The sequence below is a fragment of the Cellvibrionales bacterium genome (genome assembly GCA_016713115.1).
Lineage (GTDB): Bacteria > Pseudomonadota > Gammaproteobacteria > Pseudomonadales > UBA7239 > UBA7239.
The window spans coordinates 1-26,397 of the sequence record JADJPU010000003.1 but is presented as its reverse complement, the minus strand read 5'-3'; the positions used below and the strand labels follow the sequence as shown (position 1 = coordinate 26,397).

At 52.7% G+C, this 26,397-nt stretch carries 21 protein-coding genes, 2 tRNA genes and 10 pseudogenes; 22 read left to right on the top strand and 11 right to left on the bottom strand.

Going from position 1 to position 26,397, the window contains the following annotated elements; all coding sequences use genetic code 11:
* The first annotated feature begins 80 nt into the window (after nt 1-80).
* From IPK30_12365 to IPK30_12355, 3 genes and pseudogenes are all read left to right on the top strand, one after another.
* Nucleotides 81-828 (top strand): annotated as a pseudogene (locus IPK30_12365) (DUF3362 domain-containing protein).
* Nucleotides 829-963: 135 nt separating this feature from the next.
* Nucleotides 964-1,152, top strand: coding sequence for a hypothetical protein (locus IPK30_12360; protein ID MBK8103997.1), 189 nt, complete (start codon nt 964-966; stop codon nt 1,150-1,152).
* A gap of 35 nt (nt 1,153-1,187) precedes the next feature.
* Nucleotides 1,188-1,385 carry a hypothetical protein gene (locus tag IPK30_12355; GenBank protein MBK8103996.1) on the top strand — a complete coding sequence of 66 codons (198 nt, stop codon included), beginning with the start codon at nt 1,188-1,190 and terminating at the stop codon, nt 1,383-1,385.
* Nucleotides 1,386-1,548: 163 nt separating this feature from the next.
* Here the strand turns inward: IPK30_12355 and IPK30_12350 are convergent.
* A pseudogene (locus IPK30_12350) lies at nt 1,549-1,861 on the bottom strand (YhbY family RNA-binding protein).
* 89 nt (nt 1,862-1,950) lie between these two features.
* Here IPK30_12350 and IPK30_12345 point away from each other — a divergent pair.
* The 9 genes and pseudogenes from IPK30_12345 (at nt 1,951) to IPK30_12305 (ending at nt 9,261) form a co-directional block, all read left to right on the top strand.
* On the top strand, nt 1,951-2,610 hold the full coding sequence (locus tag IPK30_12345) for a 23S rRNA methyltransferase (protein ID MBK8103995.1): 660 nt from the start codon (nt 1,951-1,953) through the stop codon (nt 2,608-2,610).
* A gap of 118 nt (nt 2,611-2,728) precedes the next feature.
* A pseudogene (gene ftsH / locus IPK30_12340) lies at nt 2,729-4,597 on the top strand (ATP-dependent zinc metalloprotease FtsH).
* A 70-nt stretch (nt 4,598-4,667) separates the two neighbouring features.
* Nucleotides 4,668-5,461, top strand: a pseudogene (gene folP / locus IPK30_12335) (dihydropteroate synthase).
* Nucleotides 5,462-5,475: 14 nt separating this feature from the next.
* The gene (glmM, locus tag IPK30_12330; GenBank protein MBK8103994.1) at nt 5,476-6,819 is read left to right on the top strand and encodes a phosphoglucosamine mutase; all 1,344 of its coding nucleotides are present in this window, start codon (nt 5,476-5,478) and stop codon (nt 6,817-6,819) included.
* 7 nt (nt 6,820-6,826) lie between these two features.
* A pseudogene (locus IPK30_12325) lies at nt 6,827-7,604 on the top strand (triose-phosphate isomerase).
* Nucleotides 7,592-8,023, top strand: coding sequence for a preprotein translocase subunit SecG (gene secG, locus IPK30_12320; GenBank protein MBK8103993.1), 432 nt, complete (start codon nt 7,592-7,594; stop codon nt 8,021-8,023). The pseudogene IPK30_12325 and the gene secG overlap by 13 nt, the downstream one beginning before the upstream one ends.
* A gap of 6 nt (nt 8,024-8,029) precedes the next feature.
* Nucleotides 8,030-8,114: transfer RNA gene (locus IPK30_12315), tRNA-Leu, on the top strand.
* 560 nt (nt 8,115-8,674) lie between these two features.
* Nucleotides 8,675-8,881: an AbrB/MazE/SpoVT family DNA-binding domain-containing protein gene (locus tag IPK30_12310; protein ID MBK8103992.1), complete on the top strand. Its 207-nt coding sequence runs from the start codon at nt 8,675-8,677 to the stop codon at nt 8,879-8,881.
* Nucleotides 8,878-9,261 (top strand): type II toxin-antitoxin system VapC family toxin, encoded by a 384-nt coding sequence (locus tag IPK30_12305; protein ID MBK8103991.1) that lies wholly within the window; start codon nt 8,878-8,880, stop codon nt 9,259-9,261. Before IPK30_12310 ends, IPK30_12305 begins: the two co-directional genes overlap by 4 nt.
* Before the next feature lie 42 nt (nt 9,262-9,303).
* Here the strand turns inward: IPK30_12305 and IPK30_12300 are convergent, their stop codons facing one another.
* Together IPK30_12300 and IPK30_12295 are read right to left on the bottom strand one after the other, a co-directional pair.
* The gene (locus tag IPK30_12300; GenBank protein MBK8103990.1) at nt 9,304-10,104 is read right to left on the bottom strand and encodes a YggS family pyridoxal phosphate-dependent enzyme; all 801 of its coding nucleotides are present in this window, start codon (nt 10,102-10,104) and stop codon (nt 9,304-9,306) included.
* A 12-nt stretch (nt 10,105-10,116) separates the two neighbouring features.
* Nucleotides 10,117-11,613 (bottom strand): cytochrome P450, encoded by a 1,497-nt coding sequence (locus IPK30_12295; protein ID MBK8103989.1) that lies wholly within the window; start codon nt 11,611-11,613, stop codon nt 10,117-10,119.
* Here IPK30_12295 and IPK30_12290 point away from each other — a divergent pair.
* Genes IPK30_12290 through IPK30_12280 form a run of 3 tightly spaced genes read left to right on the top strand, consistent with a single transcriptional unit; the run spans nt 11,604 to nt 14,223 of the window.
* On the top strand, nt 11,604-12,500 hold the full coding sequence (locus IPK30_12290; GenBank protein ID MBK8103988.1) for a pirin family protein: 897 nt from the start codon (nt 11,604-11,606) through the stop codon (nt 12,498-12,500). The genes IPK30_12295 and IPK30_12290 overlap by 10 nt on opposite strands.
* Nucleotides 12,501-12,515: 15 nt before the next feature.
* Nucleotides 12,516-13,094, top strand: a complete 579-nt coding sequence (locus tag IPK30_12285) for a DUF1211 domain-containing protein (protein ID MBK8103987.1) — start codon at nt 12,516-12,518, stop codon at nt 13,092-13,094.
* Nucleotides 13,095-13,119: 25 nt separating this feature from the next.
* Entirely contained in the window at nt 13,120-14,223 is a 1,104-nt protein-coding gene (locus IPK30_12280) for an SGNH/GDSL hydrolase family protein (protein ID MBK8103986.1), read from the top strand.
* On the opposite strand, the gene IPK30_12275 is transcribed toward IPK30_12280, so the two are convergent.
* Nucleotides 14,180-15,172 carry an endo alpha-1,4 polygalactosaminidase gene (locus tag IPK30_12275; GenBank protein ID MBK8103985.1) on the bottom strand — a complete coding sequence of 331 codons (993 nt, stop codon included), beginning with the start codon at nt 15,170-15,172 and terminating at the stop codon, nt 14,180-14,182. The genes IPK30_12280 and IPK30_12275 overlap by 44 nt on opposite strands.
* Before the next feature lie 134 nt (nt 15,173-15,306).
* Between IPK30_12275 and IPK30_12270 the strand changes: the two genes are divergently transcribed.
* Genes IPK30_12270 through IPK30_12255 form a run of 4 tightly spaced genes read left to right on the top strand, consistent with a single transcriptional unit; the run spans nt 15,307 to nt 18,859 of the window.
* A complete protein-coding gene (locus IPK30_12270; GenBank protein ID MBK8103984.1) occupies nt 15,307-16,005 on the top strand; it encodes a thermostable hemolysin in 699 nt (232 codons plus the stop codon).
* Nucleotides 15,980-17,401, top strand: a complete 1,422-nt coding sequence (locus tag IPK30_12265) for an AMP-binding protein (protein MBK8103983.1) — start codon at nt 15,980-15,982, stop codon at nt 17,399-17,401. The genes IPK30_12270 and IPK30_12265 overlap by 26 nt, the downstream gene beginning before the upstream one ends.
* Nucleotides 17,388-18,041 carry an iron-containing redox enzyme family protein gene (locus tag IPK30_12260; GenBank protein ID MBK8103982.1) on the top strand — a complete coding sequence of 218 codons (654 nt, stop codon included), beginning with the start codon at nt 17,388-17,390 and terminating at the stop codon, nt 18,039-18,041. Before IPK30_12265 ends, IPK30_12260 begins: the two co-directional genes overlap by 14 nt.
* Before the next feature lie 5 nt (nt 18,042-18,046).
* Nucleotides 18,047-18,859, top strand: coding sequence for an SDR family oxidoreductase (locus IPK30_12255; GenBank protein MBK8103981.1), 813 nt, complete (start codon nt 18,047-18,049; stop codon nt 18,857-18,859).
* A 111-nt stretch (nt 18,860-18,970) separates the two neighbouring features.
* On the opposite strand, the gene IPK30_12250 is transcribed toward IPK30_12255, so the two are convergent.
* The 7 genes and pseudogenes from IPK30_12250 to mnmG all read right to left on the bottom strand — a co-directional run bounded on the left by IPK30_12250 (nt 18,971) and on the right by mnmG (nt 23,861).
* Nucleotides 18,971-19,047 (bottom strand) — tRNA-Arg (locus IPK30_12250).
* 36 nt (nt 19,048-19,083) lie between these two features.
* A complete protein-coding gene (locus tag IPK30_12245; GenBank protein MBK8103980.1) occupies nt 19,084-19,440 on the bottom strand; it encodes a DMT family protein in 357 nt (118 codons plus the stop codon).
* Between the two features lie 5 nt (nt 19,441-19,445).
* Nucleotides 19,446-20,404: pseudogene (locus IPK30_12240) on the bottom strand (ParB/RepB/Spo0J family partition protein).
* A 26-nt stretch (nt 20,405-20,430) separates the two neighbouring features.
* Complete coding sequence (locus IPK30_12235) at nt 20,431-21,225, bottom strand: ParA family protein (GenBank protein MBK8103979.1); 795 nt, start codon at nt 21,223-21,225, stop codon at nt 20,431-20,433.
* 147 nt (nt 21,226-21,372) lie between these two features.
* Complete coding sequence (locus IPK30_12230) at nt 21,373-21,552, bottom strand: class I SAM-dependent methyltransferase (protein ID MBK8103978.1); 180 nt, start codon at nt 21,550-21,552, stop codon at nt 21,373-21,375.
* Nucleotides 21,464-21,868: a class I SAM-dependent methyltransferase gene (locus tag IPK30_12225; protein MBK8103977.1), complete on the bottom strand. Its 405-nt coding sequence runs from the start codon at nt 21,866-21,868 to the stop codon at nt 21,464-21,466. Before IPK30_12225 ends, IPK30_12230 begins: the two co-directional genes overlap by 89 nt.
* Nucleotides 21,865-23,861, bottom strand: a pseudogene (gene mnmG, locus IPK30_12220) (tRNA uridine-5-carboxymethylaminomethyl(34) synthesis enzyme MnmG). The gene IPK30_12225 and the pseudogene mnmG overlap by 4 nt, the downstream one beginning before the upstream one ends.
* A gap of 621 nt (nt 23,862-24,482) precedes the next feature.
* Between mnmG and atpB the strand changes: the two are divergent.
* From atpB to IPK30_12205, 3 pseudogenes are all read left to right on the top strand, one after another.
* Nucleotides 24,483-25,356 (top strand): annotated as a pseudogene (gene atpB, locus IPK30_12215) (F0F1 ATP synthase subunit A).
* Between the two features lie 78 nt (nt 25,357-25,434).
* Nucleotides 25,435-25,727, top strand: a pseudogene (gene atpE / locus IPK30_12210) (F0F1 ATP synthase subunit C).
* A 34-nt stretch (nt 25,728-25,761) separates the two neighbouring features.
* Nucleotides 25,762-26,237, top strand: a pseudogene (locus IPK30_12205) (F0F1 ATP synthase subunit B).
* Nucleotides 26,238-26,397 lie beyond the last annotated feature (160 nt).

Below are 26,397 nucleotides of genomic sequence, written 5' to 3'. Positions count from 1 at the left end.
GCGTGATTTCTGATCTCGGCGGCCCCACCACTCCAATATGTGGCGCTTGGAATTTACAAAGACGAAAAAAAATGTAGCAGAGTTGTCGGCGCTTGTCTTGTATGTAATCAGCGATATGCAGCGATCTCGAAACCAATCAAATGCCGCTGGTGAGAGTTGTATCGCAAAGCGCGCGCGCGTGCCAAGGGTAAAAAATATTGATCACCTCGGGTCTGCGCTATGACTTGGCGGTAGAGAAACCGGAGTATGTGAAAGGAGTTGGTCACGCATCATCTTCGGTGGTTATTTGAAAGTGCGTCCGAGCACACGGAAGAAAGCGCTGACCAAGATGATGAAGCCGGGCATTGCTTGCTTGACCGCTTCAAAGGCATGTTTGAAAAATATTCGCGCGCAGCGAAGCAAGAAACAGTATCTCGTTCCGTATTTTGCGGCGGCTCACCCCGGCACGCGCGACGAAGATATGATGAATCTCGCGCTGTGGTTGAAGAAATACAATTTCCAAGCTGATCAAGTGCAAGCCTTTTATTCCCTCGCCAATGGCGATGGCGAGCGCGATGTATCACACAGGAAAAAATCCGCTAAAACGCATTCGTGCCAACAGCGAAACCGTGGCGGTGCCGAAGGGCATCAATCAACGCAAATTGCACAAAGCGTTTTTGCGCTATCACGATCAGACAACTGGCCGCTGCTGCACATACGGCGTTGCACAAAATGGGGCGCGCGGATTTGATCGGCAACAGCGCGCATCACCTCATTCCTAAAACGCAGCCGGTGAAAATTGACGCGTATCAAAAATGCCGATGCCATGTATCGTCGTCGCGCCAATAAATTATTGACGCAGCACACCGGCTTGCCGCCGCGGCGAACGCGGTAAAACCACTATCCAGCAGCGCACTGTCATTCGCAGCACAACGATTTTTCTCGGTTTGTTACTGATGTCGTTGCTGCTGTTGTTTGCGGTGAATGAATACGAAAAAAAACGAGAATTTCAATGGCAAAACATGGTGCAGCCACACTGGGAAGGCGAAGTGCCACGAGGCGCCTTTTACTGCCATTGGCGACGGAAAAAAAGCAGATGCGGTTGTGATCGCGTCCGATATTGGCAAAGGTGAGGTGGATTTGGCGCAGCCGCCGCCGCCAGTAAAGATGTAGAGCCCTCCGTTGAGGAAATCAAAAAGCCTGAAGTAGTGAAAAAACCGGAGCCGGTTAGCAATGCCGCCGTGGCGGTAGTGAAAAACAAATCACAACCGCAAGTGCCAAAAGCAACAACAACACCCAAAAAAGCACTGCGTTTGCGAATGAAAGAAGACCTTTACTACGGCCACACTTCGCGATGGGAGGTGAAAAAACAAAAAGAAATCCCAGACTTTTTTGCGAAAAAATAGATCAAATGATGTGCGGTTAGGTGGGAACTTGATTATGGAAGGAGACGACAACAGTACGGCCACACGGAATAATCCGGACAAAAAAAAATGGCAGCAACAATTACCTTGATGTCATCAGGGCGCTGAACTCAAAATTTCGATTCCGATGCGTTGAGCGACAGTTTTACTCAACGCTGTTACGAATATTGCTCAAGCCCAATTTCGCTTGTGGATTCTTCTTGTATACCAGCGCAATGTGACCAATTTGTTGCACTAATTCGCATTCGCAGCGGGCGCACATATCCGCAATGATTTGTTGCTTTGCTACGCGATCGCCCACGGCGAATTTCACTTTGATCAGTTCGTGGTCGTGCAGAGCGCGACGCACTTCCATCAAGTACGCTGTCGGCCAATCCTTTGCCAGCCACAGTGACCACCGGGTTGAGCGCATGCCCCAATGCTTTCAGTTGTTGGCGAGTGTGACTGTCGAGGCTCATGGCGGCTGTCCGAAGAGGCGAGGGCGGGCGCGCATTGTAGCGCTTACGGCGGTCAACTGGTATGATGGTCACAGCAACGGAAACCACGCATGACTCCCGACTCCCCGATCAATAAACCTGCAAAAAAAGTGGGTCGCTCGCGCAGCAGCGGGCGCTGGTTGAGGGAGCATTTTGATGATCCGTACGTCAAAGAAGCGCAGAAGCAGGGCTACCGCTCGCGCGCCAGCTTTAAGTTGCTGGAAATTCAGGAGAAAGATCGCCTGATTCGCCCCGGCATGACCGTGGTGGATCTTGGCTCCGCCCCTGGCGGCTGGTCGCAAGTGGCGGTGGCGCTGGTGGGGCATCACGGCCGCGTGATCGCCAGTGATATTTTGCCGATGGATACTCTGGCCGGCGTCGATTTTATCCACGGCGATTTCACCGAAGAGGCGGTGTTGGCGGAGATATTGGCCGCTCTGGGTGAACGCAAGGCGGACCTTGTGATTTCGGATATGGCCCCCAACCATGAGCGGTATGGCAGGTGTGGATCAGCCGCGCGCGATGTGCTTGGTGGAGCTGGCGAGCGAGATGGCGGCGCAAGTGTTGAAGCCAGACGGCGCTTTCCTCGCAAAGTATTCCACGGCGAAGGTTTTGATGAACTGCTGAAAGTCTTGAAGGGGCGCTACAAAAAAGTGAGCACCCGCAAGCCGCAGGCCTCGCGCGCGCGATCGCGTGAGGTGTATCTGCTAGCGCAAGGTTTTAAAAATTAACAATGCTGTGTGGCTATGTCACGAGCAAGAAAATGTATTGAAAGTGGTATCGAGAGGGTTTGATTTTGAACGACACAATTAAAACACTGCTGATCTGGGGTGCCATTCTTTTGTGCTGATGTCGGCGTTCCGAAATCTCGCACCGCAACAACCGGCCAGCGCGCTCGAATACTCTGCTTTTATTCAAAGTACAACAGCAGCGCGTGGCCTCGGTGGTGATCGACGGTCAAAAAATCAACGGTGCAATGAAGGATGGCACTGCGTTTCAAACTGTGCGCCCGAATGTATTGGACACACATTTGATGGACGATTTGTTGAGCAACAATGTCAGAGTAGAAGGGCGTGAGCCGGAACAACCCGGCTTGTTGCAGCAATTGTTTTTTGCTGTGTTGCCCGTCTTGTTGATTATCGGTGTGTTCATGTTTTTCATGCGCCAAATGCAGGGCGGCATGGGCGGCAAAGGTGGGCCGATGAGCTTTGGTAAAAGCAAAGCGCGTTTGTTGTCGGAAGACCAAATCAAAACCACTTTTGCTGATGTGGCCGGTGTAGACGAAGCCAAAGAAGATGTCAGCGAATTGGTGGAGTTTTTGCGCGACCCTTCGCGCTTTCAAAAATTGGGTGGAAAAATTCCGCGCGGCGTGTTGATGTCTGGCCCCCCAGGTACCGGTAAAACTTTATTGGCAAAAGCGATTGCCGGTGAAGCCAAAGTGCCGTTTTTTTCTATCTCCGGCTCTGATTTTGTGGAGATGTTTGTTGGCGTGGGCGCGTCGCGTGTGCGCGATATGTTTGAGCAGGCAAAGAAGCAAGCGCCGTGCATTGTGTTTATCGACGAGATTGACGCCGTGGGCAGACATCGCGGCGGCGGTCATGGCGGCGGCAATGACGAACGCGAGCAAACGCTGAATCAATTGCTCGTCGAAATGGACGGCTTTGAAGGCAGCGAAGGTGTGATTGTCATCGCCGCTACTAACCGCCCCGATGTGTTGGATAAAGCCCTGTTGCGCCCCGGTCGTTTTGATCGCCAAGTGCATGTGGCGCTGCCGGATATTCGCGGCCGTGAACAAATTTTGAAAGTGCATATGCGCAAAGTGCCGTTGGATGAAGCGGTGGATGCCTCCGTCATTGCACGCGGTACGCCTGGTTTTTCGGTGCAGATCTCGCCAACTTGGTGAACGAGGCGGCGCTGTTTGCCGCGCGCGGCAATCGCCGTTTGGTGACCACGGAAGAATTTGAAAAAGCGCGCGACAAAATCATGATGGGTGCCGAGCGCAAATCCATGGTGATGTCGGAAAAAGAAAAAACCATGACTGCCTACCACGAGGCCGGTCACGCTATCGTCGGCTATCTCATGCCTGAGCATGACCCGATACACAAAGTGACCATCATCCCGCGCGGTCGTGCGCTGGGCATCACATGGTTTTTGCCAACAGCAGATCGCATTAGCACCAGCAAACGCAAATTGTTGAGCGATATTGCCACCGCGTACGGCGGTCGTATTGCCGAAGAAATGATTTACGGTGCAGACGGCGTTTCCACGGGCGCGTACAGCGATATTCAGATGGCGACCAGCATTGCGCGCGCAATGGTGGTGAATTACGGTTTGTCTGAAAAGTTGGGTGCCTTGGATTACGACGCGCGCGATGGCGAAGGTTTTCGTGAAAAAAATATTTCTGCGCACACAGAAGAGCTGATTGATAGCGAAATTAAAACCATTCTGGATGCGAGTTATGCGCGCGCCACAGAAATGCTGCAAGCGAATACTGATATTTTGGAAGCGATGAAAAATGCGCTGATGGAATATGAAACACTGGACAGCGAGCAAGTGGATGATTTGATGGCGCGCCGTGCTGTGCGTGCGCCGCGCGATTGGCACAACAGCAACACCGGCGGCAATAAGCCGAGTGGCAATACGCCAGAAGCGGCTGAAAACAACACGCCGCCGCCGAATAATGTGACGCCGATTGGTGGGCCAGCGGGCGAACATTGATCGCTCGCTGATCCAGCACGCTCCATTGCACTGCGCAAACCGTGTGTTGGATTTATCCAGCCCGGTGGTGATGGGCATCCTTAATATCACGCCCGATTCTTTTTCTGATGGCGGCGTGTTTTTTGCGCACAAGCAAGCACAGATTGATCACTGCCTGCGCGCCGCAGAAAAAATGCTGGCCGATGGTGCGCGCGCGTTGGATATAGGCGGTGAATCCACGCGCCCGCATGCGCAGCCGGTTTCCTCACAGGAAGAAATGGCGCGCGTGTTGCCGGTTGTTGAAGCGATAGCTGCGCGCTTGGATGTGGTTATTTCTGTTGATACCAGCAACCCGCAAGTGATGCGCGAGGCGGCTGCACTCGGCGCAGGCATGATCAATGATGTGCGTGCGCTGCAACGCGAAGGCGCGCTGCAAACTGCCGCTCAAACGGGTTTACCTGTGTGTTTGATGCACATGCAGGGTGAGCCGGGAAATATGCAAGACAATCCGCACTATGACGATGTGGTAACGGAGGTGGCTGCGTGGCTGCAACAGCGCGCAGCCACTTGTGTACAGGCTGGTATTGCGCCGCAAAATATCTTGCTCGACCCCGGCTTCGGCTTTGGTAAAACGCTAGAACACAATGTAGATTTGCTGCGCCGTTTAGATGTATTGGCGCAGTTGCCGTATCCGCTCTTGGTGGGGCTGTCGCGCAAATCCATAGCCGGTAAACTGACGGGTAAACCTGTCGAGGAACGCTTACCTGCTTCTCTGGCCTTGGCACAAATGGCTTTAGATCGCGGCGCGCTATTCTTCGTGTGCACGATGTGGCAGAAACTGTCGATATGGTGCGCGTATGGTGCGCCATCAATGAAAAAAATTAAAAAGGATTAATCGTGTGAGTAGAGAATTTTTTGGCACCGATGGCATTCGTGGTCGTGTAGGAGAATATCCCATCACGCCGGATTTTATTTTGCGTTTGGGTTGGGCGGCAGGGAAAGTTTTTGCGCGTCACGCCAGCGATGAAAATAAATTGATTTTGATAGGCAAAGACACGCGCATTTCTGGCTACATGTTTGAATCGGCTTTAGAGGCGGGTTTAATCAGTGCCGGTGTGAATGTGGGTTTGTTGGGGCCTATGCCTACACCGGCGATTGCCTATCTCACGCGCACCTTTAACGCACAAGCAGGCATTGTGATCAGCGCCTCGCACAATCCGCATGAAGACAATGGCATCAAGTTTTTTTGTGCGGACGGCAGAAAATTGCCCGATGAAGTGGAGTTGGAAATTGAAGCGCAGTTAAAAGAGCCGATGCAGATAGAAGATCCTACATTACTGGGTAAGGCCAAACGCATTGTTGATGCGGCGGGGCGTTACATTGAATTTTGCAAAAGCACCACGCCATTTAATTTTCATTTGCGCGGCATGCGTATTGTGGTGGATTGTGCTAATGGCGCTACTTATCACATCGCGCCGAATGTATTGCGCGAGCAGGGCGCAGAGGTGATTGAATTGGCGAGCAAGCCGGATGGTTTGAATATCAATCAGAACTGCGGTTCTACCCATCCGAGTGAATTGCAGCGCGCGGTGTTGGAGCACAAAGCCGATCTCGGTATTGCGTTTGACGGTGACGGCGATCGTGTGCTGTTTGTTGATCACACGGGTGAATTGGTGGATGGCGACGAATTGCTCTTTATCATCGCCTGCGATCAACAGCAGCGCGGCATGTGCAAAGGTGTGGTCGGCACACAAATGAGTAACTTGGGTTTTGAATTGGCCTTGCAGCAGCGTGACATTCCTTTTGTGCGCACCAAAGTGGGCGATCGCTATGTGATTGAAGGCATGCAAGAAAACAGTTGGAACCTCGGCGGCGAATCTTCCGGTCATATTATTTGTAATCATTTCACCACCACCGGTGATGGTGTGGTTTCTGCTCTGCAAGTGTTGTTGGCGCTGCGTAACAGCGGCAAAAAACTGGCAGAAGCGCGACGCGGTATGCACAAGTTTCCGCAGGTGATGATTAATGTGCGTGCGTGCAGAAAATTTGATCTCAGTGAGCATCCAGTCATTCACCAAGCGGTGCAACAAGCCGAAGAAAACTTGGGTGGACAAGGGCGTGTCTTGTTGCGTCCGTCTGGCACGGAGCCGGTAGTGCGCGTAATGGTGGAAGGCGCAGACATGGGCTTAGTAAAACCGTTGGCTGCTGAATTGGCAGTTGTGGTTGAAACAGCATTGGCTTGAGGTTTTTATGACGCATTCATCACGCAAACCCTTGGTCATCGGCAACTGGAAAATGCACGGCACGCAGGCCAGTAACAGCGCGTTGATGCAAGCTTTGTTGCAAGGCACAAGAAACATTGTGCACACGCAAATGGCAGTGTGCGCGCCGTTTCCATACTTGGCAGCGTGTCGCGAACAATTGCAGGGCACGGCAATTCAGTGGGGCGCACAAAATGTGAGCGATCATGCGCAGGGTGCGTATACCGGTGAAGTAGCAGCGGCCATGTTGGCGGATTTCGGCTGCCATTATGTGCTGGTGGGGCATTCAGAGCGCCGCACTTTGCTAGGTGAAATGGACGATCAGGTGGTTGCTAAAATTCGTCAGGCATTAGCCTGTGGCATTACACCGGTGCTGTGCGTGGGAGAGACGCTGGCCGAGCGTGAGCGAGATGCAACGAAGTTGGTGGTGGCTCGACAATTACACGACCTTGGATCATTTGGAGCCAGTGCAACTGCAGCAATTGGTGGTGGCGTATGAACCGGTGTGGGCAATAGGCACTGGCAAAACCGCCACGCCCGAGCAGGCGCAGGCTGTGCATGCCTTTATTCGACAGCAATGGGCAGAGCGGCTACCGACTCATGCTGGCGAGTTGCGCGTGCTTTACGGGGGCAGTGTGAAAGCGGATAATGCCGCCCTTCTTTTTGCCCAACCAGATGTCGATGGCGGTTTGGTGGGCGGCGCAGCGCTAGACCCCGAACAGTTTTGCGCCATCATTAACGCAGCGGAACAAGCATGGAACCACTGATCATTGCACTACACATTTTGGTGAGCATCGCCATCGTCGCCCTCATCCTGCTGCAGCAGGGTAAAGGCGCAGAAGTCGGTGCTTCTTTCGGCAGCGGTGGCTCGCAAACGCTGTTTGGCAGCACCGGCAGCGGCAACTTCCTCAGCCACACCACAGCGATTTTGGTGGCAGTTTTTTTCGTCACCAGTTTTGGTTTAGCGATGTTGGCTAAAAACAAAGCGGGCACCGGTCTGAGCGATGAAGGCATTCCTTCCGCCGCCGTCATTGAGCAACACAACAAAGATGCAAAACAGCCTGCTAGTGATGCGGCACCTGCTGTAGAAAAAACAGCGCCAGCTGGCGATGCGCCGACCGCACCGGAAGCGACAACACCGGCAGCAGATGTGCCTGCTGCGCCTGAAACATCGAAAGGAAAATAATTTTTAGCCCGGGTGGTGGAATTGGTAGACACGCTACCTTGAGGTGGTAGTGGCGAAAGCTGTGGGGGTTCGAGTCCGGCCTCGGGTACCATTTAAATAGTCCGATGTAATCGGCAAATAAAAAACCGCTGCGGCGGTTTTTTTGTGCCTGAGTGGTCTAGGGGCTTCGTGGTAATTCTGCTGTAATAGGCGCGATAAAACAGATCATGGTGTTTGTTCAAGACTGATCTCGGTGGATCTCGCGAAGGTAAAGTTGTGCTTGTTCAACACCGTGAGATTCAGGATGTGGAGATGGGCGGGCACTACACGGTGAAGGAGTCCCATAGCGAAAAAATAATTGATAGTGCTGGTTGCTGGGAGCACTCTCGAATAGTTCTAAAACCGAAAACGAATGCGCTCGGATATAAGGACATAGTGCTGCAATCTGATCAGACAAACGAGTTGAAGGTGCTCGGTGAGTATGTCACAGGGCTATAACATTCAGCAGGGTTGGATTTGGCAGTGGCGTGCCAGTGCATGAAAACTGGCAAAGATATGGTCGCCCCTTTGACCCTACACTCCTTTTGTTTTGTCGGAGTTTTGATCTGATTTGACAAGGTATATCGATATTGGTACTGTTTTACATGTATTCTATCGATACTGGTGCTTGCCATGACTGCGGTTACGGTTTCTCCCAAGTTTCAAGTTGTTATTCCCAAGGATATTCGGGAATCCATGGGGATTTTTTCAGGGCAAAAAGTTCAGGTTTTGCTTTACCAAAATCGGATTGAACTTATCCCTCTTAAGCCCATGAAAGACATGAAAGGGTTTTTAAAAGGAATAAATACTGACGTGCAAAGAGAAAATGACCGCGTATGAATGTTGTTGATTCTTCAGCGTGGCTTTCCTATTTTGCTGGCGACCAAAATGCGGCGGTCTTCGGCAAGGCGATTGAGAATCTAGAGAAATTGCTCGTTCCCAGCATAACCATCACGGAAGTGTTCAAAAATATTATGCGTCAAACGGGCGAAGAGCACGCTTTATCAGCCATTGCGCATATGAAACAGGGGAGAGTGGTGGAGCTGGATAGCGAGCTAGCCGTTGACGCTGGACATTTTGGTGTCGTTCATAAACTCCCTCTCGCCGACAGCATTATTTTTGCAACTGCGCAAAAATTTAACGCAACCATCTGGACACAAGATAGTGATTTCAAAGGGCTGCCTCGTGTCAAATTTTATACGAAGGTAAAAAGCACATAACAAGCACATACGCGATGTGTTTGTCGGCTTTCAAAAATACCTTTATGTTGCCGGCGGCCAGTAGTCGGCATCAGTTGTTTGACGCGCGCCAAAAATAGCCTGCCCCACACGCACCACGGTCGCGCCCTCCTCGATAGCGATTTCGTAATCGCCTGACATGCCCATCGACAGTTCACTTAAATCAACGCCATCTGGCGCGTCTTGTCGCAATCGGTCACGCAATTCGCGCAGCCGTACAAAACACGCGCGCACCCGTTCCGCTTCAGCAGAGAACAGCGCTAGCGTCATCAAGCCTCGCACACGCAGCGCTGAGAAGGCCGACAATTCGCGCAGAAAAGCGGCAGCGGCATCGGGGTGTAGGCCGTACTTGCTGGCTTCGCCGGAGGTGTTGATCTGCACGAATACGTCCAAGCTGCGCCCTTCAATTTGCAAGCGTTTGTCCAAGGCCGCCGCCACGCGCAGGCTGTCTAGCGCCTGAAATTCGCTGGCACAGCGCGCCACCAGTTTGGCTTTGTTGGTTTGCAGATGACCGATCACAGACCAGCGCAGATCGCTGAGATCTGCCATAGCTTCCCATTTGTGGTGCGCCTCCTGCGGTTTGTTTTCACCGAACATGCGACAACCGGCGGCGTAGGCGGCACGCAAACACGCTTCGGGTTTGGTCTTGCTCACCGGCAGCAGGCGCACGCTGGAGGGGTCGCGCCCTGCGCGCTGGCAGGCGGCAGTAATGCGCGCCTGTACCGCTGCGATGTTGTGGCGAAAGTCGTCCACCGAGCTGGCTTGCGGCCACAGCCCGTGCTGATCGTGTTGCGTGGCTGTGTTGGAATCGTTATCAAAATTCATGGCTGTATTTCTTTAGTGAGAGAGTTCAAAACGCAAGGGCAGTGCGAGCAGAGTGCGCGCAAACATGCTGGCTTCAAACGGGGTATCGCCACAAATAGTAAAGAATTTTGTGCGCGACAACAGTGTGCTGATCACAATACGAATTTCCATGCGCGCCAATTCGCGCCCGATGCAGGCATGCACGCCGTGACCAAAAGTGAGGTGTTTTTTTCCGTTGGTGCGGTTGAGGTCTAATTCGTCTGGCCGCTCCCAAAAGCGTTCGTCGCGATTGCCGGATGCCCACATTAAAAACACGCGCTGGTTTTCAGGAATGGTGACGCCGTGCAGCGTGACGGATTTTTTGGTGAGGCGAAAATGCCCTTGAAAAGCTGATTCCAAACGAAATACTTCTTCGATGAAATCGTTGATTTTTTCAGGCTGCTGCCGCAGTTGTTGTTCGATGTCTGGACGCAGTGCCAACATGCGCAGCGCATTGCCCATGGAGCTGGCAGAGGAATCAGAACCTGCAATCAGCAGTTGAAACAGCGTGGAAATGGCGCGCTGATCGGTCATTACGCTGTTGGGGTCATTGGCTTCGCGTATCAAAATACCAGTGAAGTTGTCGGGCGGATTTTTTTTCATGCGCAGATAGTGGTGCCACAAATAGCGCACAAACTGCGCGCTGGAGCAGCCGGTTTTCAGCGATTCTGTGCGCGTAATTACGCCGCTGAGTTGGCGGATATTGTCGCAACACCAAGCTTTGATTTGTTCGTAATCGCTTTCTGGTAAACCGAGTAAGCGGATGATGAGGCGCATCGGCAAGCGCCACGCAAATTGCTGCACAAATTCACATTCGCCTTGCGGCAGCAGTTCATCCAACATTTCATCACATAATTTTTGCACTTCCGGTTCCAGTGCTTTGACAAAATGCGCGTTGAAACCGCTGTGCGCAATTTTGCGCTCGGCGCTGTGTGTCGGTGGGTCTTGCACGGCGAGCACATCCACCGGCACCACGCCCCACGCGCCTAAACACTCGGCGAGCGAAGGTGTGTTTTTGTCGATAGATTTGGGTTTGCCGCTGACCAAAATTTCCGTGATGCGTGAGGAACAGGCTTCGGTGTCGCGCGCCAAATTCATAATATCTTCGTAGCGCGACACCAACCAAAAACGCGTATTCGGTAAGCGATACACAGGAAACTGATCGCGCAACATCTGGTAGTAGGGAAAGGGATTGGTGAAGTTGCTTTGTGCCAAGGGCGCAAAATCTTCTGGGCGTTGCGGATGCTCCAAAGGTGTTGTTGTGCGTGATTTTTTTTGTGGAGATTGGCGATTCAACCAATACGCAGCCAGCGACAACACCATTTCAAATAGGTGTGAAAGCAACAGGCGGCGGGTGTGGAAAAAATAGGATTGCAGGGTATTGAGCATGGTTGTGCATCGGGTGAGGTAACGCGCTAGAGTATCGCGTGATGGCTGTGCGTGTTTCAAGCAGGCGCGCCCTAAGAAATCAGGAGGTGTGTATGCAATCAACAGAAGCTGCGGTGTCTGCACTAAAACGAGTGTTAGCTGTTCACGATGCACCCGCGCAACACTGGGTGGGTGATGGCTTTCCTGTGCGCTCCTTATTTTCTTACAACACATTTGGCGCGGAAATTAGTCCGTTTTTGTTGTTGGATCGCGCGGGACCTATGGAGTTTTCACCCACCACGGCGCGACGTGGCGTAGGGCAGCATCCGCATCGCGGTTTTGAAACGGTAACGATTGTTTATCAGGGTGAAGTGGCGCACCGCGACTCCACGGGCGAGGGCGGCGTAATTGGTGCGGGTGACGTGCAGTGGATGACAGCGGCGGGCGGTATTTTGCACGAGGAGTATCACAGCGAAGCATTTGCGCGCAGCGGTGGTATGTTCAATATGGTGCAGTTGTGGGTGAACTTGCCGGCGGCAGACAAAATGAAGCCGCCGTGTTATCAAGCCATCACCAAAGAAAATATTCCTGTTGCCAACTTGTCAAATAGTGCGGGAACAGTGCGTGTAATTGCCGGCGCGTATGAAAGTTTGCAAGGACCGGCACACACGTTTTCGCCTATGCAAGTGTGGGATGTGAATGTACAGGCAGGCGCCGTGGTGACGCTGCCTGCGCAACAGGGTTGGCATACGCTATTAGTGATTTTGCAAGGCGAGGTGAATGTTGATGGCAAAACCCTGCGCGGTGATGCACAGTTGGCGGTGTTGGATACGGTTGGCAATGGTGTGAAAATCACCGCAGAAACTGACGCTCAGTTGTTGTGGTTGAGCGGCGCGCCGATTCAAGAGCCCGTGGTGGGCTATGGGCCCTTTGTGATGAACACACGCGAAGAAATTGCGCAGGCGATAGATGATTTTAACAGCGGTCATTTTGGCCAAATCCATCGCTGAATATTGGAATAATTTATGGGAAAGAATCGCTTAGAGGCATTCAGCGACGGCGTGTTGGCCATCATCATTACTATTATGGTGTTGGAATTAAAAGTCCCGCACGGTGTTGATTGGAGTGTGTTGCAGTCGGTGATACCGGTCTTTGCCAGCTATGTGTTGAGTTTTGTATACGTTGGTATTTATTGGAATAACCATCACCACTTGTTGCATTCTGTACAGCGCGTGAGCGGCAGCATCCTGTGGGCAAATTTGCATTTGCTGTTTTGGTTGTCGCTGTTCCCGTTTTCAACGGCATGGATCGGTGAAAATATGATTGCCACATTGCCGGTGGTGATGTACGGCTTTATTTTGCTGATGGCTGCGCTGGCGTACTTCATATTGCAATACACCATTATCAAACATGAAGGGGAACATTCTCCGTTGGCAGAAGCCATTGGTCGCGATGGCAAAGGTAAATTGTCGGTGGTGTTATATATGTCTGCTATTCCTACGGCGTTTATCAATCCGTGGATTTCAATTGGTTTTTATGTGGCTGTGGCATTGCTGTGGCTAGTACCAGATAAAAGAATTGAGAGTATGTTTTCTGGTAACTAATGTTTTTACTTATGGCTGCTGCTAAATGCGCGTATTTTTTTCTTGGATTCTGAAAGTTCTTAGCAATATTGCTGCTGTCATCATTGGTTTGGTTATGGCATTGTTGCTTGCGGAGGTGTTGGTGAGAATTTTTTCTCCACACCCTGATTACGGCGGTGGCATTCGCCCAGCTTTTTACAGCCATTTGTTTGAGTACGATAAGTTGCTGGGCTGGCGTGGAGTGAAAAATTTGTCCACGCCGTATTACAGTAAAGATTTTCACGTTACGGTTAGCCACGACGCAGCGGGTTATCGCGATATGTATCCAGCGTATGTGGAGGGCAAGAAAAATTACCTGCTGCTCGGTGATTCCTACGCTTGGGGCTGGGGTGTGGAAGACAATGAAACGGCAGCCGCAGTATTTTCACGAAAAAACACGGATAAAAATCTCTACAGTTTGGGTATAGCGGGTTACGGTACCGACCAAGAATGGCTCAGTTTGCAGCAGTTTTTGGAGCAGCATCCAACATATCAGTATCAAGGCGTCATTCTTGAATTTTATTTCAACGATTTTGATGACAACGCAGCAACCGAAAGATATGCCTATCCCAAACCGGCCTTTGTGGCCTCAGGCGATGAATTGCGTTTAACCAATGTTCCCGTTCCTTACAGGGAGGTGGAGCAGAGCATTCCTGTCACAGAAATCCCAGAGCCCAATGATTGGTCCAGTCGCGTACAGGTGTTGAGTTTTATTGCGCACCACATGCCAGGGGTGATCGCTTTTATTCAGAGGCGCGGTAAGCCGGAAGTGCTGCCGGCATTGACGCCGGTAATGCATGACAAGGTATTGTTGGCAGCACAACTGTTGTCTGAAATTCGCCAGTATTGTGAAAAACGCGGCATGTTTTTTCATGCGGTGATTTTGCAAACGCAAGACACGCAAGGAGAAAATCTTGTTGCTATACGCGCGCTGGCAGAAGAATTGGACGAACGAGGGGTGGCGCATTCTCTGTTTAAAAGCCGCTATCTTCCCAGCACAGATTTGTGGTTGGATGCGCACCTCAATCCGTATGGACAAGCACTATTAGCAGATCACATTGAGGAGGTTACGGAGTCTGCTGCGCTTCAAAATACTCGTATCCATCAATGATATCTAAATACACGCCGTCAAAACCGGCTTGCAATACTTTGTCGAGATAGGCGTTTTCGCTGCCGTAGATAATGGCCTGCCATTCTGGGTTCCAGTATTCCACTGCATAGTTTCCTGCCCAGCGTTTATTGAGCGTTTTTAACCATACAGGGCGAGTGTCCTTTTTAAGCCAATCTTTGTTCCAGTAATAGCGATAAGACTCTGCTTCGCCAATACTCATGTAGCTAATCACCAAACGCCGTCCACCATTATGTTTGATTTTTAATTGCGCCAAATCGTCTGCAGTGAGCGCGGTGCCGTCATTAATAAAAAACAAATCGATTACCAGCATATCGTAGTCAGTTGCGTTGATGGCGGCTAAAAAATCTGTTTTGGTTTTGAATTTGGCTGGATCGATGAGATAGAGAAAGTTTTTCGCATCGCTCATGGCTGTGATGTCATTGTTATTGACGTTGTAAGGCTGCGCTGGGTATTTCGGAATGCGTGTCAAGCTGACTTTGGTGGCGATAGAAATATAGCCGTGCGCATTGTTGTTTGTGTAAGAGGCGTCCAGTGCTTTCTTGCCGTTGCAATAATCTGTCACCATCACAGTTTTGCCGTTGGCTTTGAACACATCAGCCAATGCCAGCATGGGTTGTTGCACGGCGATTGGTGTTTTGCGCGTGCCTTTGGGGTAGCCGTAAAACAGCGATTCAATGCCCGTGCCGTCAATCGCGTTGGCGTAGTTGGTGGCGACTGGGCTGCTGGGTTCGCCGTCGCTAGTAATGAGTGGCATGCCATTTTGTGGAATCACAATGAAGTTGGGATGCGCAGCGCGCGCGTAATCAGAAATGCCAATCACAAATTGGCGCATTTCTTCGCGGTAGTTGATGGTTTGTGCCTTGGCAATATTGGTGGCGCCAAACGCAAGGAACAGTGCCAAGATCGACAAGAGATTTTTGTGTTTCATGGTGGTAGCCCTCGCTATTGGCTCAAGGTCAGCATAGCAGCGGTCTGAGCCGAAAACTGTGAAAAGCATCAAGCTTGTACTTAGACGCAAAGTTCACATTTTCTTCACGCTGCAAAGCAGATACTGAATCTGTTGTGGTGGTTGATGTTGCAGGTGATCCTGTGGAAAGTGCGCTGCGTTTGGGAAGTGATGTATTGGCCGCTGGCGACATCCCCTCGGTGGTGATGGCTGGTGAGGATGGCGCTGAACGGCTGGCGATGGAGCGTTTTGTCGCCAGCGAGTTTTTGCAACGTTACGGTGCGTGTGTGAAAACATTTATGCCGTGGCTATTAGGTTTGTATCATCACACTGAGCTTGTCGGTGTGGCGGGGTTGCGCCCAGCAGGCGATGAGAAATTGTTTATCGAACAATATTTGGATCGCGCGATTGAAACAGAAATTGCGCAGCATGTCGGCGTGCCGGTGGCGCGCGCAACGGTGTTGGAAATCGGCAATCTTGCCGGACAGATCCCTGGCGTAACGCGAACACTGTTTCCGCTGCTGACGGAGCTGATTTATCGACACGGTTATGCGTGGAGTGTGTGCAACACCACGCCGGCCGTGCGCAACGCTTTGCGGCGGGTGGGAATTCCTTTTCAGGTTATTGCGCGCGCAACACCAGAGCGTTTGGGTGCGGCGCGTTTTGCGTGGGGCAGCTATTACACGCAAGAGACGGTTGTGATTGCTATTTCTCTGCCTGCCGCGCACGCGGCACTGTTGTGCCGACCAACATTGGCTGCTGCTTGCGTACAGGCATTGGCGGGTGTGTATGACAATTTACCGGCAGTGGCTTGAGCAGCGAGGCGCGCAGGCTTCACTGGTAAATGCCTTGCAGGAAGGCAGCGGCGCTGTGGCTTTGTGCGCTGAAAATAGCGCGGCGTGGTTGAGCGCGGATTTTTCCTGTCAAGAAAGTGGGCGCGTTTGTGTGCCGCTGCCACATTTTTTTACTGCGTCACAAATGCAGTGGGCGCTTGAGAGTGCGGGGGTTGGCACACTGCTGACAGATCAGCCCAATGCACCGCTGTGGCAGCAATGTGGGTTTACCGTTCGTGCCACCGAGTCGGCAGAGGGTTTGTGTCGACTTGAGCGCCGCGCGCCTGCTGTGCGTCTGCCGCCGACCACGGCAAAAATTACTTTTACTTCTGGATCAACAGGCCATCCCAAAGGTGTGTGTCTGTCGCAGGCTGCTCAGGAGGCGGTGGCAACGTCGATTGCCGAATTACTGTCAGCCGCAGGCGTAAAACGGCATTTGTGCGCGCTGCCGCTACCCGTGCTGCTGGAGAATGTGGCTGGTGTGTATGCCGCTGTATTGGCGGGCGTCACTTGTGTCACACCGCCGCTGGCAGCCGTGGGTTGGGGTGGATCAAGCACATGGGATGCGTCCGTATTTTTGCGCTGTGTGATGGAGCAGCGGGCGGAGAGCGTTATTCTCCTGCCGCAGATGCTCAAAGCCGTGTTGCCAATTTTAAGTGCGTTTGATGTGAGTGCATTGAAGTTGGTGGCGGTGGGTGGTGCGCGCGTTGCGCCCGAATTACTGCGCGCGGCGCGTCAACAAGGGCTGCCCGTGTACGAAGGCTACGGTTTGTCGGAGTGCGGTTCCGTGGTGTGCGTTAACCATAGCGGCGCGGACAAAGTGGGAACCGTGGGCAAGCCTTTGCCGCATGTGGCAGTGCGACTCAATGCCGCGAGTGAGCTCGAAGTGGCGGGCAGTCATTTTTTAGGCTATCTCGATCAAGAAGATAAGCCGCACGATTCGTGGTTGCCGACGGGGGATCTCGCCCGTATCGACGATGAAGGTTTTGTTGCGATTATCGGTCGTCGCAAAAACCTGATCGTCAGCAGTTTTGGCAGAAATATCAGCCCTGAATGGGTGGAAAGTGAATTACTGGGACAGGCAGGTGTTTTACAGGCTGCTGTTTTTGGCGAGGCAAAACCGTTCTTGGTGGCCGTGCTGTTTGCGCCCAGTTTGGCGGATACTGCGTTACAGCAAGCGGTGAACGCCGCAAATGCCGCATTGCCAGATTATGCGCAGGTGCGACACTGGCTGCGTGCGGCGGAAGCCTTTACCGCAAGCAATGGTTTGGCAACCGCTAATGGGCGCAATAAGCGCGATGACATTGCGCTGCATTTCAAATCAGACATCGACAGTTTTTATGCATCCACGGAGGATATGGCATATGAACGCCGCTAATTTTTATCTGCGTTTGCAGCAGGAAACGGTGCAGGAAAGAGAGTATTTGCTCAGTTCGCCGCTCATTACTGCGGCACTGCAGGGTGAAATTACGCGTGATGAATATGTCGCGTTTCTTGGACAGGCGTATCACCATGTGAAGCACACGCTGCCCTTGTTGATGGCGGTGGGCGCTAGGCTGCCGGAGAACAAGGAGTGGTTGCGCGAAAAAATGGCACATTACATCGAAGAAGAAGTGGGGCATCAGGAATGGATATTGAGCGACATTGCACAATGCGGCAGTGATGCTGAAATTGTGCGCCATGCCGTGCCATCGCTGCCCGTAGAGTTGATGATAAGTTTTATTTGGGATTTTGTGTCGCGGCGCAATCCTGTCGGTTTTTTGGGGATGGTTTTTGTGCTGGAAGGAACCAGCGTGAATGTGGCCACTCAGGCGGCAGATAAAATTCGATTGGCATTGCAACTACCAAAAAAAGCATTTAGCTATTTGTATTCTCACGGTTCATTGGATATTGAGCATATTGATTTTTTCGAAAGTGTCGTGAATAAAATTGATGACAAGAGAGATCAAGATGACATTATTCATGTGGCAAAAATTATTTTTCGATTGTACGCCGACATGTTTCGCGTCATTAAATAAAGAGAGTGTTTTGTGAAAGCCTTGCAAGGAAAAAAAAAATTTTAGTTACCGGTGCTAGCGGCGGTATTGGCAGTGCTGTTGCTGAAGAGATGGCGCGACAGGGTGCGCATGTTTTGCTGGTTGGGTGCGATGCGTCAATGCTGGAAAAAGTGCAGGCGCGTATCGCAGAGCATGGCGGTTCTGCGCAAGTGCTGGTGGCGGATTTGTTGGTGCCGGATGATAGACGGCGCGTGGTGGAAGTTTGTTTGGCGCTGCCTGGCGGTTTGTACGGCTTGGTCAACAATGCGGGAGTTAATCACTTCGCGTGGTTGGAAGATCAAACAGAAGCGCTGTTGCAATCACAACTGCACCTGAATTTAGTCGTGCCCATTTTATTGGTGCGTGCGTTGTTGCCGGCGCTGAGAAAAGAAAAGTGCGCGCGTATTTTTAATATTGGGTCTACCTTCGGCAATATTGGTTACCCTGGGTATACGGCTTATTGTGCAAGTAAATTTGGTTTGCGCGGTTTTAGTGAAGCGTTGCGGCGTGAGTTGGCACAGACGGATACGCGTGTTTTGTATTTTGCACCGCGCGCCACGAATACGACGCTCAACCCTGAACATGTGGTGGCGCTGAATCAAGAATTGGGCAATGTTATGGATGCTCCAGACGCTGTTGCCCAGCAAGCGGTGTCTGTTTTTATCAAAGGTGCGCCGTACCAATATGTTGTAGGTTGGCCCGAATCGTTGTTCGCGCGCATCAATGCTGTATTGCCGCGCTTGGTGGATAAAGCGTTGGGTAAACAACTGGCGACGATTAAAAAATACACCAAAAGTTAATGGCCCGCCCGAAGGGGTGAAACGAGCGCTAGCAAAGCATGCTTTGCGCGAGTGAAACGCCGCAACAGCGCAGCTATGTGGCTGGAAATCGCGAGGAAGGGACATCGAAGATGGCCCGCCCGAAGGGATTCGAACCCCAGACCTCTGCCTCCGGAGGGCAGCGCTCTATCCAGCTGAGCTACGGGCGGAAAGGCGGCTATTGTAGGGGTGATGTGTGGGTAATGCTAACGACTGGGTGCGCGTGTAATAAAAAAAACGGCTGCCATGACGCACAGTGCCGCTGCAGCATAGTGCCAGCTCATTTTTTCTTTCATGTAAAACAGCGCGAAAGGAACGAATACGGTGAGTGCGATGGCCTCTTGATAAATTTTAAGTTGGCTCACAGAAAAATGTTGGTAGCCCACGCGATTGGCTGGCACTTGCAATAAATATTCAAATAGCGCGATGAGCCAACTGGCTAAGGCGGCGATCAACCACGGTTTGTCACTCATATTTTTTAGGTGTGCATACCAAGCAAATGTCATAAAAACATTGCTCAGCACTAACCCGACAAAAAACCACAGTGGGTGAGTTGCATTCATGGGCATTAGCGTATGTGCGCGAGTATGCCGTCCAACTCATCCAAACTGTTGTAGCGCAACACCAGTTTGCCGCTGCCTTTGTTGCTGTGCAGCACTTGCACCGGCACGCCGATTTTTTCCGATAAATCGGTTTGTAAGCGGCGAATATCCGGGTTGAGTTCGGGCTCGACGTTTTTGCTCGCTTTATTGGCTTCAGGTTGATGCTGGATGTTGCGCACCAAGGCTTCGGTTTGGCGCACAGACAAACCTTTATCCGCCACGCTTTTTGCCGCATCGCGCTGCGCATTTTCCGCGAGGCCGAGCAGGGCGCGCGCGTGACCCATTTCCAAATCGCCGCGCTCTAACATGCGGCGCACTTCATCGGTGAGTGACATCAAACGCAATAAATTGGTGACGGTGACGCGCGATTTGCCCACCGCATCCGCCACTTCTTGATGCGTCAACTCAAATTGATCTTTCAAGCGTTGCAGTGCGACTGCTTCTTCGATGGGGTTTAAGTTTTCGCGCTGAATATTTTCAATCAGTGCCATGGCGATAGCGGCATCGTCGCCCACTTCGCGCACCACAGCAGGAATGGTGTCCAGTCCGGCGAGTTGCGTGGCGCGCCAGCGGCGTTCGCCCGCAATAATTTCATAACGCGCGGCAGGCTTTTCGGCGTTGGAGACAGGGCGCACCACAATCGGTTGCATCACACCCTGCGCTTTGATGGAGTTGGCGAGTTCTTGCAGCGCTTCTGATCGATGTCGCGGCGCGGTTGGTATTTGCCGCGCTGTAACCATTCCACCGGCAGTTTTACCAATTGACCGTCTTTCGGTGTTTTGTCGGCCATGGCAATCGTCGGCGCAGCGGCAATGGCGGCGGCGATGGCTTCTGTGGAGGTGTGTTCTTCAGGTTGTGTTTTTTTCAGCGCACTGCCCAGCAGTGCATCCAATCCTTTGCCTAATTTTTTCTTTTTTGCGTTCATGGTGATCTTCGTGTTTGTTTAGTGGTTCAGCTGGCGTTGGCAACTTCGGGAACATTGGTGGTTGCGCCGTGGCGACGCAAAATTTCGCCCGTTAATGCCAAGTACGCCAATGCGCCTTTGGATTGACGATCGTAGTGCAGCACGGGCAAACCGTAGCTCGGTGCTTCCGCCAATTTGATATTGCGCGGGATCACGCTGCGATACAGTTTGTCGCCAAAATGTTCAGCGAGTTGGTTGGAAACTTCGGTCGTCAAACTGATGCGCGGGTCATACATGGTGCGCAAAATACCTTCCACTTCCAGTTGCGGATTGACGACGGATTTAATTTGTTCGATTGACGACAACAACTCCGACAAACCTTCCAGTGCGTAGTACTCGCACTGCATGGTAATCAGCACGCTGTCGGCGGTAGCGAGCTCATTCACGGTCAAAATATTCAGCGCGGGTGGGCAGTCGATCAAAATATAATCGTAATTGCTGCGCACTTTTTTGAGCTGATGTTTCAGGCGCTGCTCTTTCATCATCAAGCTGAGCATTTCCACTTTGGCGGCGGTTAAATCGCTGTTGGAAGGCAGTAAATCGCAGCCGGAGGTTTCGCTTTTTTGTATCGCCCGTTGTATGTCAAAACTGTCGTCGGTCAGCACATCGTAGGCGCTGTGTTCCAGCTCGTGTTTGTCGATGCCCAAGCCCATGGTGGCATTGCCCTGCGGGTCGAGATCCACCAGCAGCACGCGGCGTTTGGTGGCGGCCAGTGACGCGGCGAGGTTCACAGAAGTGGTGGTCTTGCCGACCCCGCCTTTCTGATTGGCAATGGCAATGATTTGCTCACGTTGTGGCTATTCCGTCAGAGAGTTCGCAGCGGATCAGGTGTCTTTCCCGTCGCAATTCGGCACCTACAAGCGCAGGCAGACGCTCACCTTAAAGGGTTTTGGCAGGGCGCTCAACTCCAGCAGAATCAAGCTGCGCCTTCATCGCCCAGAAGCTGCCACCTGCCGCCAGCAGTGCTGGCTGGACCGTACAAAATCGGCGAGCGAGGCGTAAGCGCGGGATAGGATGCCATCAAACGGCAGCTCGCTCTGGTACTCCTCCACCCGCGACTGCACCACGCTGAAATTCTGCAAGCCCAGCTCGATGCGCGCCTGATCCACAAAACGCGTCTTTTGCCGTTGCTGTCAAGGCCGTGAGCTGGCGCTCTGGCCCAAAATGGCCAGCGGGATGAGGGGAATACCGGCACCGGCACCGACATCCAGCAGCCGCGTGCTGTGGATGTGTTGAAGCGACAGCGAGGCTGTCCAGTAAGTGACGACTCACCATCTCGCGCGGCTCGCGCCCGGCGGTCGGGTTGTAGGCCTGATTCCACTTGGCGAGCAGTTGCACATAGGCCAGCCATTGCGCGCGCTGCTCGGCGCTGGCGTTGATCTCCAGCGTCGCCAGCCCCTTATCCAGCAAGGCTTGCATCGTCACGCGGGGCAGCAGGGGGTGGATTTTTTCTTCGGATTGATGAGCAGCAGCGAAATGGCGGCGGGGGTAACGCCGGGCACGCGCGAGGCCTGCCCGATGGTGGCGGGCTGCGCTTGCGTGAGTTTGTGCGTGACTTCGTGCGACACGGGCCTTGACGGCGCTGTAGTCAAAACCTGCAGGAATGGCGACGGCCTCGGAGCGCTGTAGACGCTCAATGTCCTCCTGCTGGCGGTCGATGTAGCCCGCGTATTTGGCGCTGATTTCCACCTGCTCGGCCACTTGCTCGTACCTGCACGGCCGCGCCTTTAAACGCGCCGCGATGTCGGCATAGCCAAATTCCGGGCGTTTCAGCAAATCCATCAGGCTGGCCTCGCGCAAAAGCGGGCTGCTGAGGCGGTCAGCCAAGCTGTCAGCGGCGGCTGTGTTGGGGTGGATATAGGTGGTGCGTAAGCGTTCGCTCTCGCTAACAATGCCGTCCTGCTTGGTGCAGAAGCGAGCCCAGCGCGCATCGTCCACCAGCCCAGCTCACGCCCTTGGCGGTGAGGCGCAGGTCGGCGTTGCTCTTCACGCAGCAGCAGGCGGTATTCGGCGCGGCTGGTGAACATGCGGTAGGGCTCGCGTGCCGAGGGTGATCAAGTCGTCGATCATCACGCCGATGTAAGGCTCGTCGCGGCGCGGATACCAGCCCGCTTTGCCCTGTGCTTTCAGACCAGCGTTGATGCCAGCCAGCAAGCCCGCGCGGCCGCCTCTTCGAGCCGGTGGTGCCGTTGATCTGACCGGCAAAAACAGGCCTTGGATGGGCTTGGTTTCCCAAGGTGTTATTTGCAAATCGCGCGGATCAAAAAGTCGTATTCCGATGGCGTAGCCAGGGCGGCGGGCCGATGTGGGCGTTTTCCATGCCGCGTATCGAGCGCACCAGCGCCAGTTGCACATCAAGCAACGGCGGTGGAAATGCCGTTGGGAATTCAACTCCGTGCGTGGTCAGCCAGCTAAAACCAAAATCAAACACCTGGTGCGACAGGTTTTGTCGGCAAAGCGGTGGATGCCGTCTTCAATTGACGGGCAGTAGCGCAGGCTGAGCATGAAAATCACCGCCAGGTGTACATGGGCAGAGCGATCCAACGCGCCGCGTATGATTTCGTGCGTTCGTTGGTAATGGTGATGATGTAACCATTCACAGGCTGCGGGTGTTCGCTCACCGAGCCGCCTTAAAGCGACATCACCAGCAGCAGCGGCGTATCGCCGGGCTGTGCCTGCATGGCGCTGAAATCGGCAGGCGTGCGTCGATGCGCGGCGGCGTCACCCGGTTTCAGGCGATCAACCCGCAGCGGCGGTTCGCGCAGCGTCGCGGCGCGCGCGGGTGATGGAGGTCGCCTGCGGAACCTCCGGCATGGTTATCCAAACCAATATGGATTTTGCCATGGGAAAGTGCCGGGTGATCCAGCACCACTGGGGGCAAAGCGGATGCCAATCTGCGTGACCGCCTTTGACGACCATCGCCGCTTCGACTGATCAAATCCTTCGCGACAAGCCTGCTGAAAAATCTGGGGAGTGGGCCGGAAAACGCAGTATCGAGCGGGTAGCCCGCTTTGGCGCAGCACGCGATCCGCTTGCGCGCGCGTGGCGCGTACAGCCGATCCTTTGCGCGAGTTGAGTATTCACGAAATTGAATGCCAGCCCAGTCCGTGGCGCGTGCCATACGGCACCGCCGAGTGCATCCACTTCTTTCGCAGATGGCTTTTGCCGATGCCGCCGATGGCAGGGTTGCAAGAACATCTGCCCCAGCGTTTCGACATTGTGTGTTACCAGCAGGTGCGGCAGCCCCAAGCGCTGCCGCCAAACAGGCCTTTTCGGTGCCGGCGTGGCCGCCGCCGATAACAATCACATCAAAGCGTTCAGGGAAAATCCATGAGGTGGCTGCGTGCGTCACTGGGGGCGCGCAGTATAGCGATTGCCTATTTTTCGAGCAGCTTTGCCGCTGCCAGGTGAGTCCCATACGGTGCCGCATCAAAATAGGGTGCTTGTATTTTTCTTGCACAAAAAGGATGCGTTTTGACGCGGTTCTATCTTGCTCAGTTGCGAGCTTGCCCTATATACTGCGCGCCGCTTTCGCGGTCGCTGGTAACGGTGCCGCAGCGAGGCGTGTTTCATGGAGGTGTGTGGTGAATAAAGCGCAGCGCGGTATTTCAAGCCGCCCGTTTATCGGATTGCTCTGGTTCAAACAGTGGTATTGGCGGTGATGGCCGCGTTGTTGTGGCTGGTTTCAACCCGCGGGCTGCTGCGCTGTTTTGGGGTGGAACGATAAGTGTTGCCGAGGTTGTATTTCGGTGTTTTACGGCTTTCCCTTTACCGGTGCGCGTCAGATGCGGCAGGTAGTGGCCTCACGCTTCCGCGCGGCGAGATGGGCAAGTTTGTTTGGTAGTAGCGATGTTTTCCGGCTTGTTTATGTTGAACAAATTCGTTGCCAACAACCGGTTTTGGCTATTTTGCCTCGTGGTTGTTAGGGATGGTGTTGAGCGCGCGATGGCTCGGATGATGGTTAACGGTGCAGATGGTGTTTTATGTCTGAACAAGCAGGGAGTAGCAACAGGACAAGCGGCCGAAGGCGGCGTGACCAATGATTGGCTACATTCAGCGCCACCTGCAAAACCTGCAATAACTTTAGTCGCTTCCCTGACGGCACATGGGGTCTTGCACACACTAGCCAAAAAGCCAAAGAGATGGGTTTTTGGGCGTTTCACCTTGATTCACTCGGTTGGTCGCTGGCTCTGGGTCTTATTTTTGCTTGTCGTTTTTTGCGGTGACGCGCGCAATGTGCAGCGCGGTGTGCCGCGCGGTTAGCAAACTTTTGTTGAATTGGTTGTTGAGTTTATCGACAGCAATGGAAACACTTTCCATTTCCACAACCCCGTTATTGCGCCGTTGGCACTCACGGTGTTCATGTGGATTTTCTTGTTGAACTATGGATTTGTTGCCGATTGATATGTTGCCAAAGGCGGCGGCGTTGGCTGCAGGCAATGATCCCTTTTTCTTTAAAGGTTGTACCGAAGCACGGATCCTAATATCACAGTGGGTATGAGTTTCTCGATCTTTTTCTTTGATGATTTTTTGGCATTCAGAAAAAGGTCTGATTGGCTTTATCAAAGAGTTAACCTTCCATCGCTGAAACCCGTCGTTTCACGGTGTTGGCTTATTGTTTGCGCCGCTGCTTGTTTTGATTAATTTCGCGCTGAAACAGTGTCTTTGATTTCAAAGCCAATTTCCGCAACCCGCGACTGTTTGGAAATATGTATGCTGGCGAAATGATTTTTATCTTAATCTTCACTTTGTTTAGTGCGAGGATTGTTTTTAGTCTGTTGCCGGCGTATTGCAGTGGGGCATGGGCTGTTTTTCATGTTGTCATCACCCCGCTGCAGGCGTTCGTGTTCATGGTGTTGACGGTTGTCTACATGGCAATGGCGCATGAAGTGCCGGATGAACAGCATCCTTGATGAGAATATAGATGGTTTAACCAGTAATTTTTAACCAACAAGTCGGTTTTTACCGCAACAAAGCTGAGGAGATACACCATGGGTATGGCTCTTATTGCCGCTGCGCTGTTGATTGGTTTTGGCGCTAAGGGTACAGCAATTGGCTTCGCAATTTTGGGTGGCAAATTGCTGGAAGGTTCTGCGCGTCAGCCTGAAATTGCGCCAATGCTGCAAGGCAAAATGTTCTTGATCGCAGGTCTGTGGATGCGGTGCCAATGATCGGCGTCGGTATCGCTATGTACATCCTGTTCATGAGTGTTTCCTGCACTGGGAACCAAAGGCATTGTCTGATTTGCGTTGAGCTGGCTTTGATGTCAGCTCGAAAGTTGTGATCCGAAGCTATCCACTATCCGAGGAAGTGTTGGCGTGAATATCAACGCTACCATGATAGGTCAGATGATCTTCTTCCTGCTGTTCGTGGCTTTCTGCGCGAAATTTGTGTGGCCTGCCATTATTGGCGTGAAGCTGAGCGGGAAAGCGTATTGCTGACGGTTTAGAAAACGCTGACAAAGCAGGTCGTGATCTGGAGTTGGCGAAGCAGGAAGCTGCAAATAAATTGCGCCAAGTAAAAGATGATGCCATGACCATTATTGAGCAAACCAACAAGCGCGGTACGCAGATGATTGGAAGAAACTGAAAGAGCAGGCGCGTGAAGAAGGCACCCGAACGCATGAAGCAGGCTGCACAAGCGGGAAATCGATCCGCGAGAAAAACCGTGCGCGTGAAGAGCTGCACAAGCAAGTGGCTGCTTTGGTGCTGACCGGCGCTGAGCGTGTGTTGAAGCTTCTATCGGTGCCAATCGGCACGCCAACATGCTCGACAAACTGGCGGCGGAGCTGTAAGCAATGGCTGGACTCGCAACACTGTAGCTAGGCCGTACGCAAAAGCGGTATTTGAAGTTCGTTAGACGGTGGAAATGCGCTGACTGAATGGCAGCGCATGCTAAATACCGTTGCGGCTGTTGTGAGTACGGGCAAGGTGCAGACATTTCTTGCATCTCCC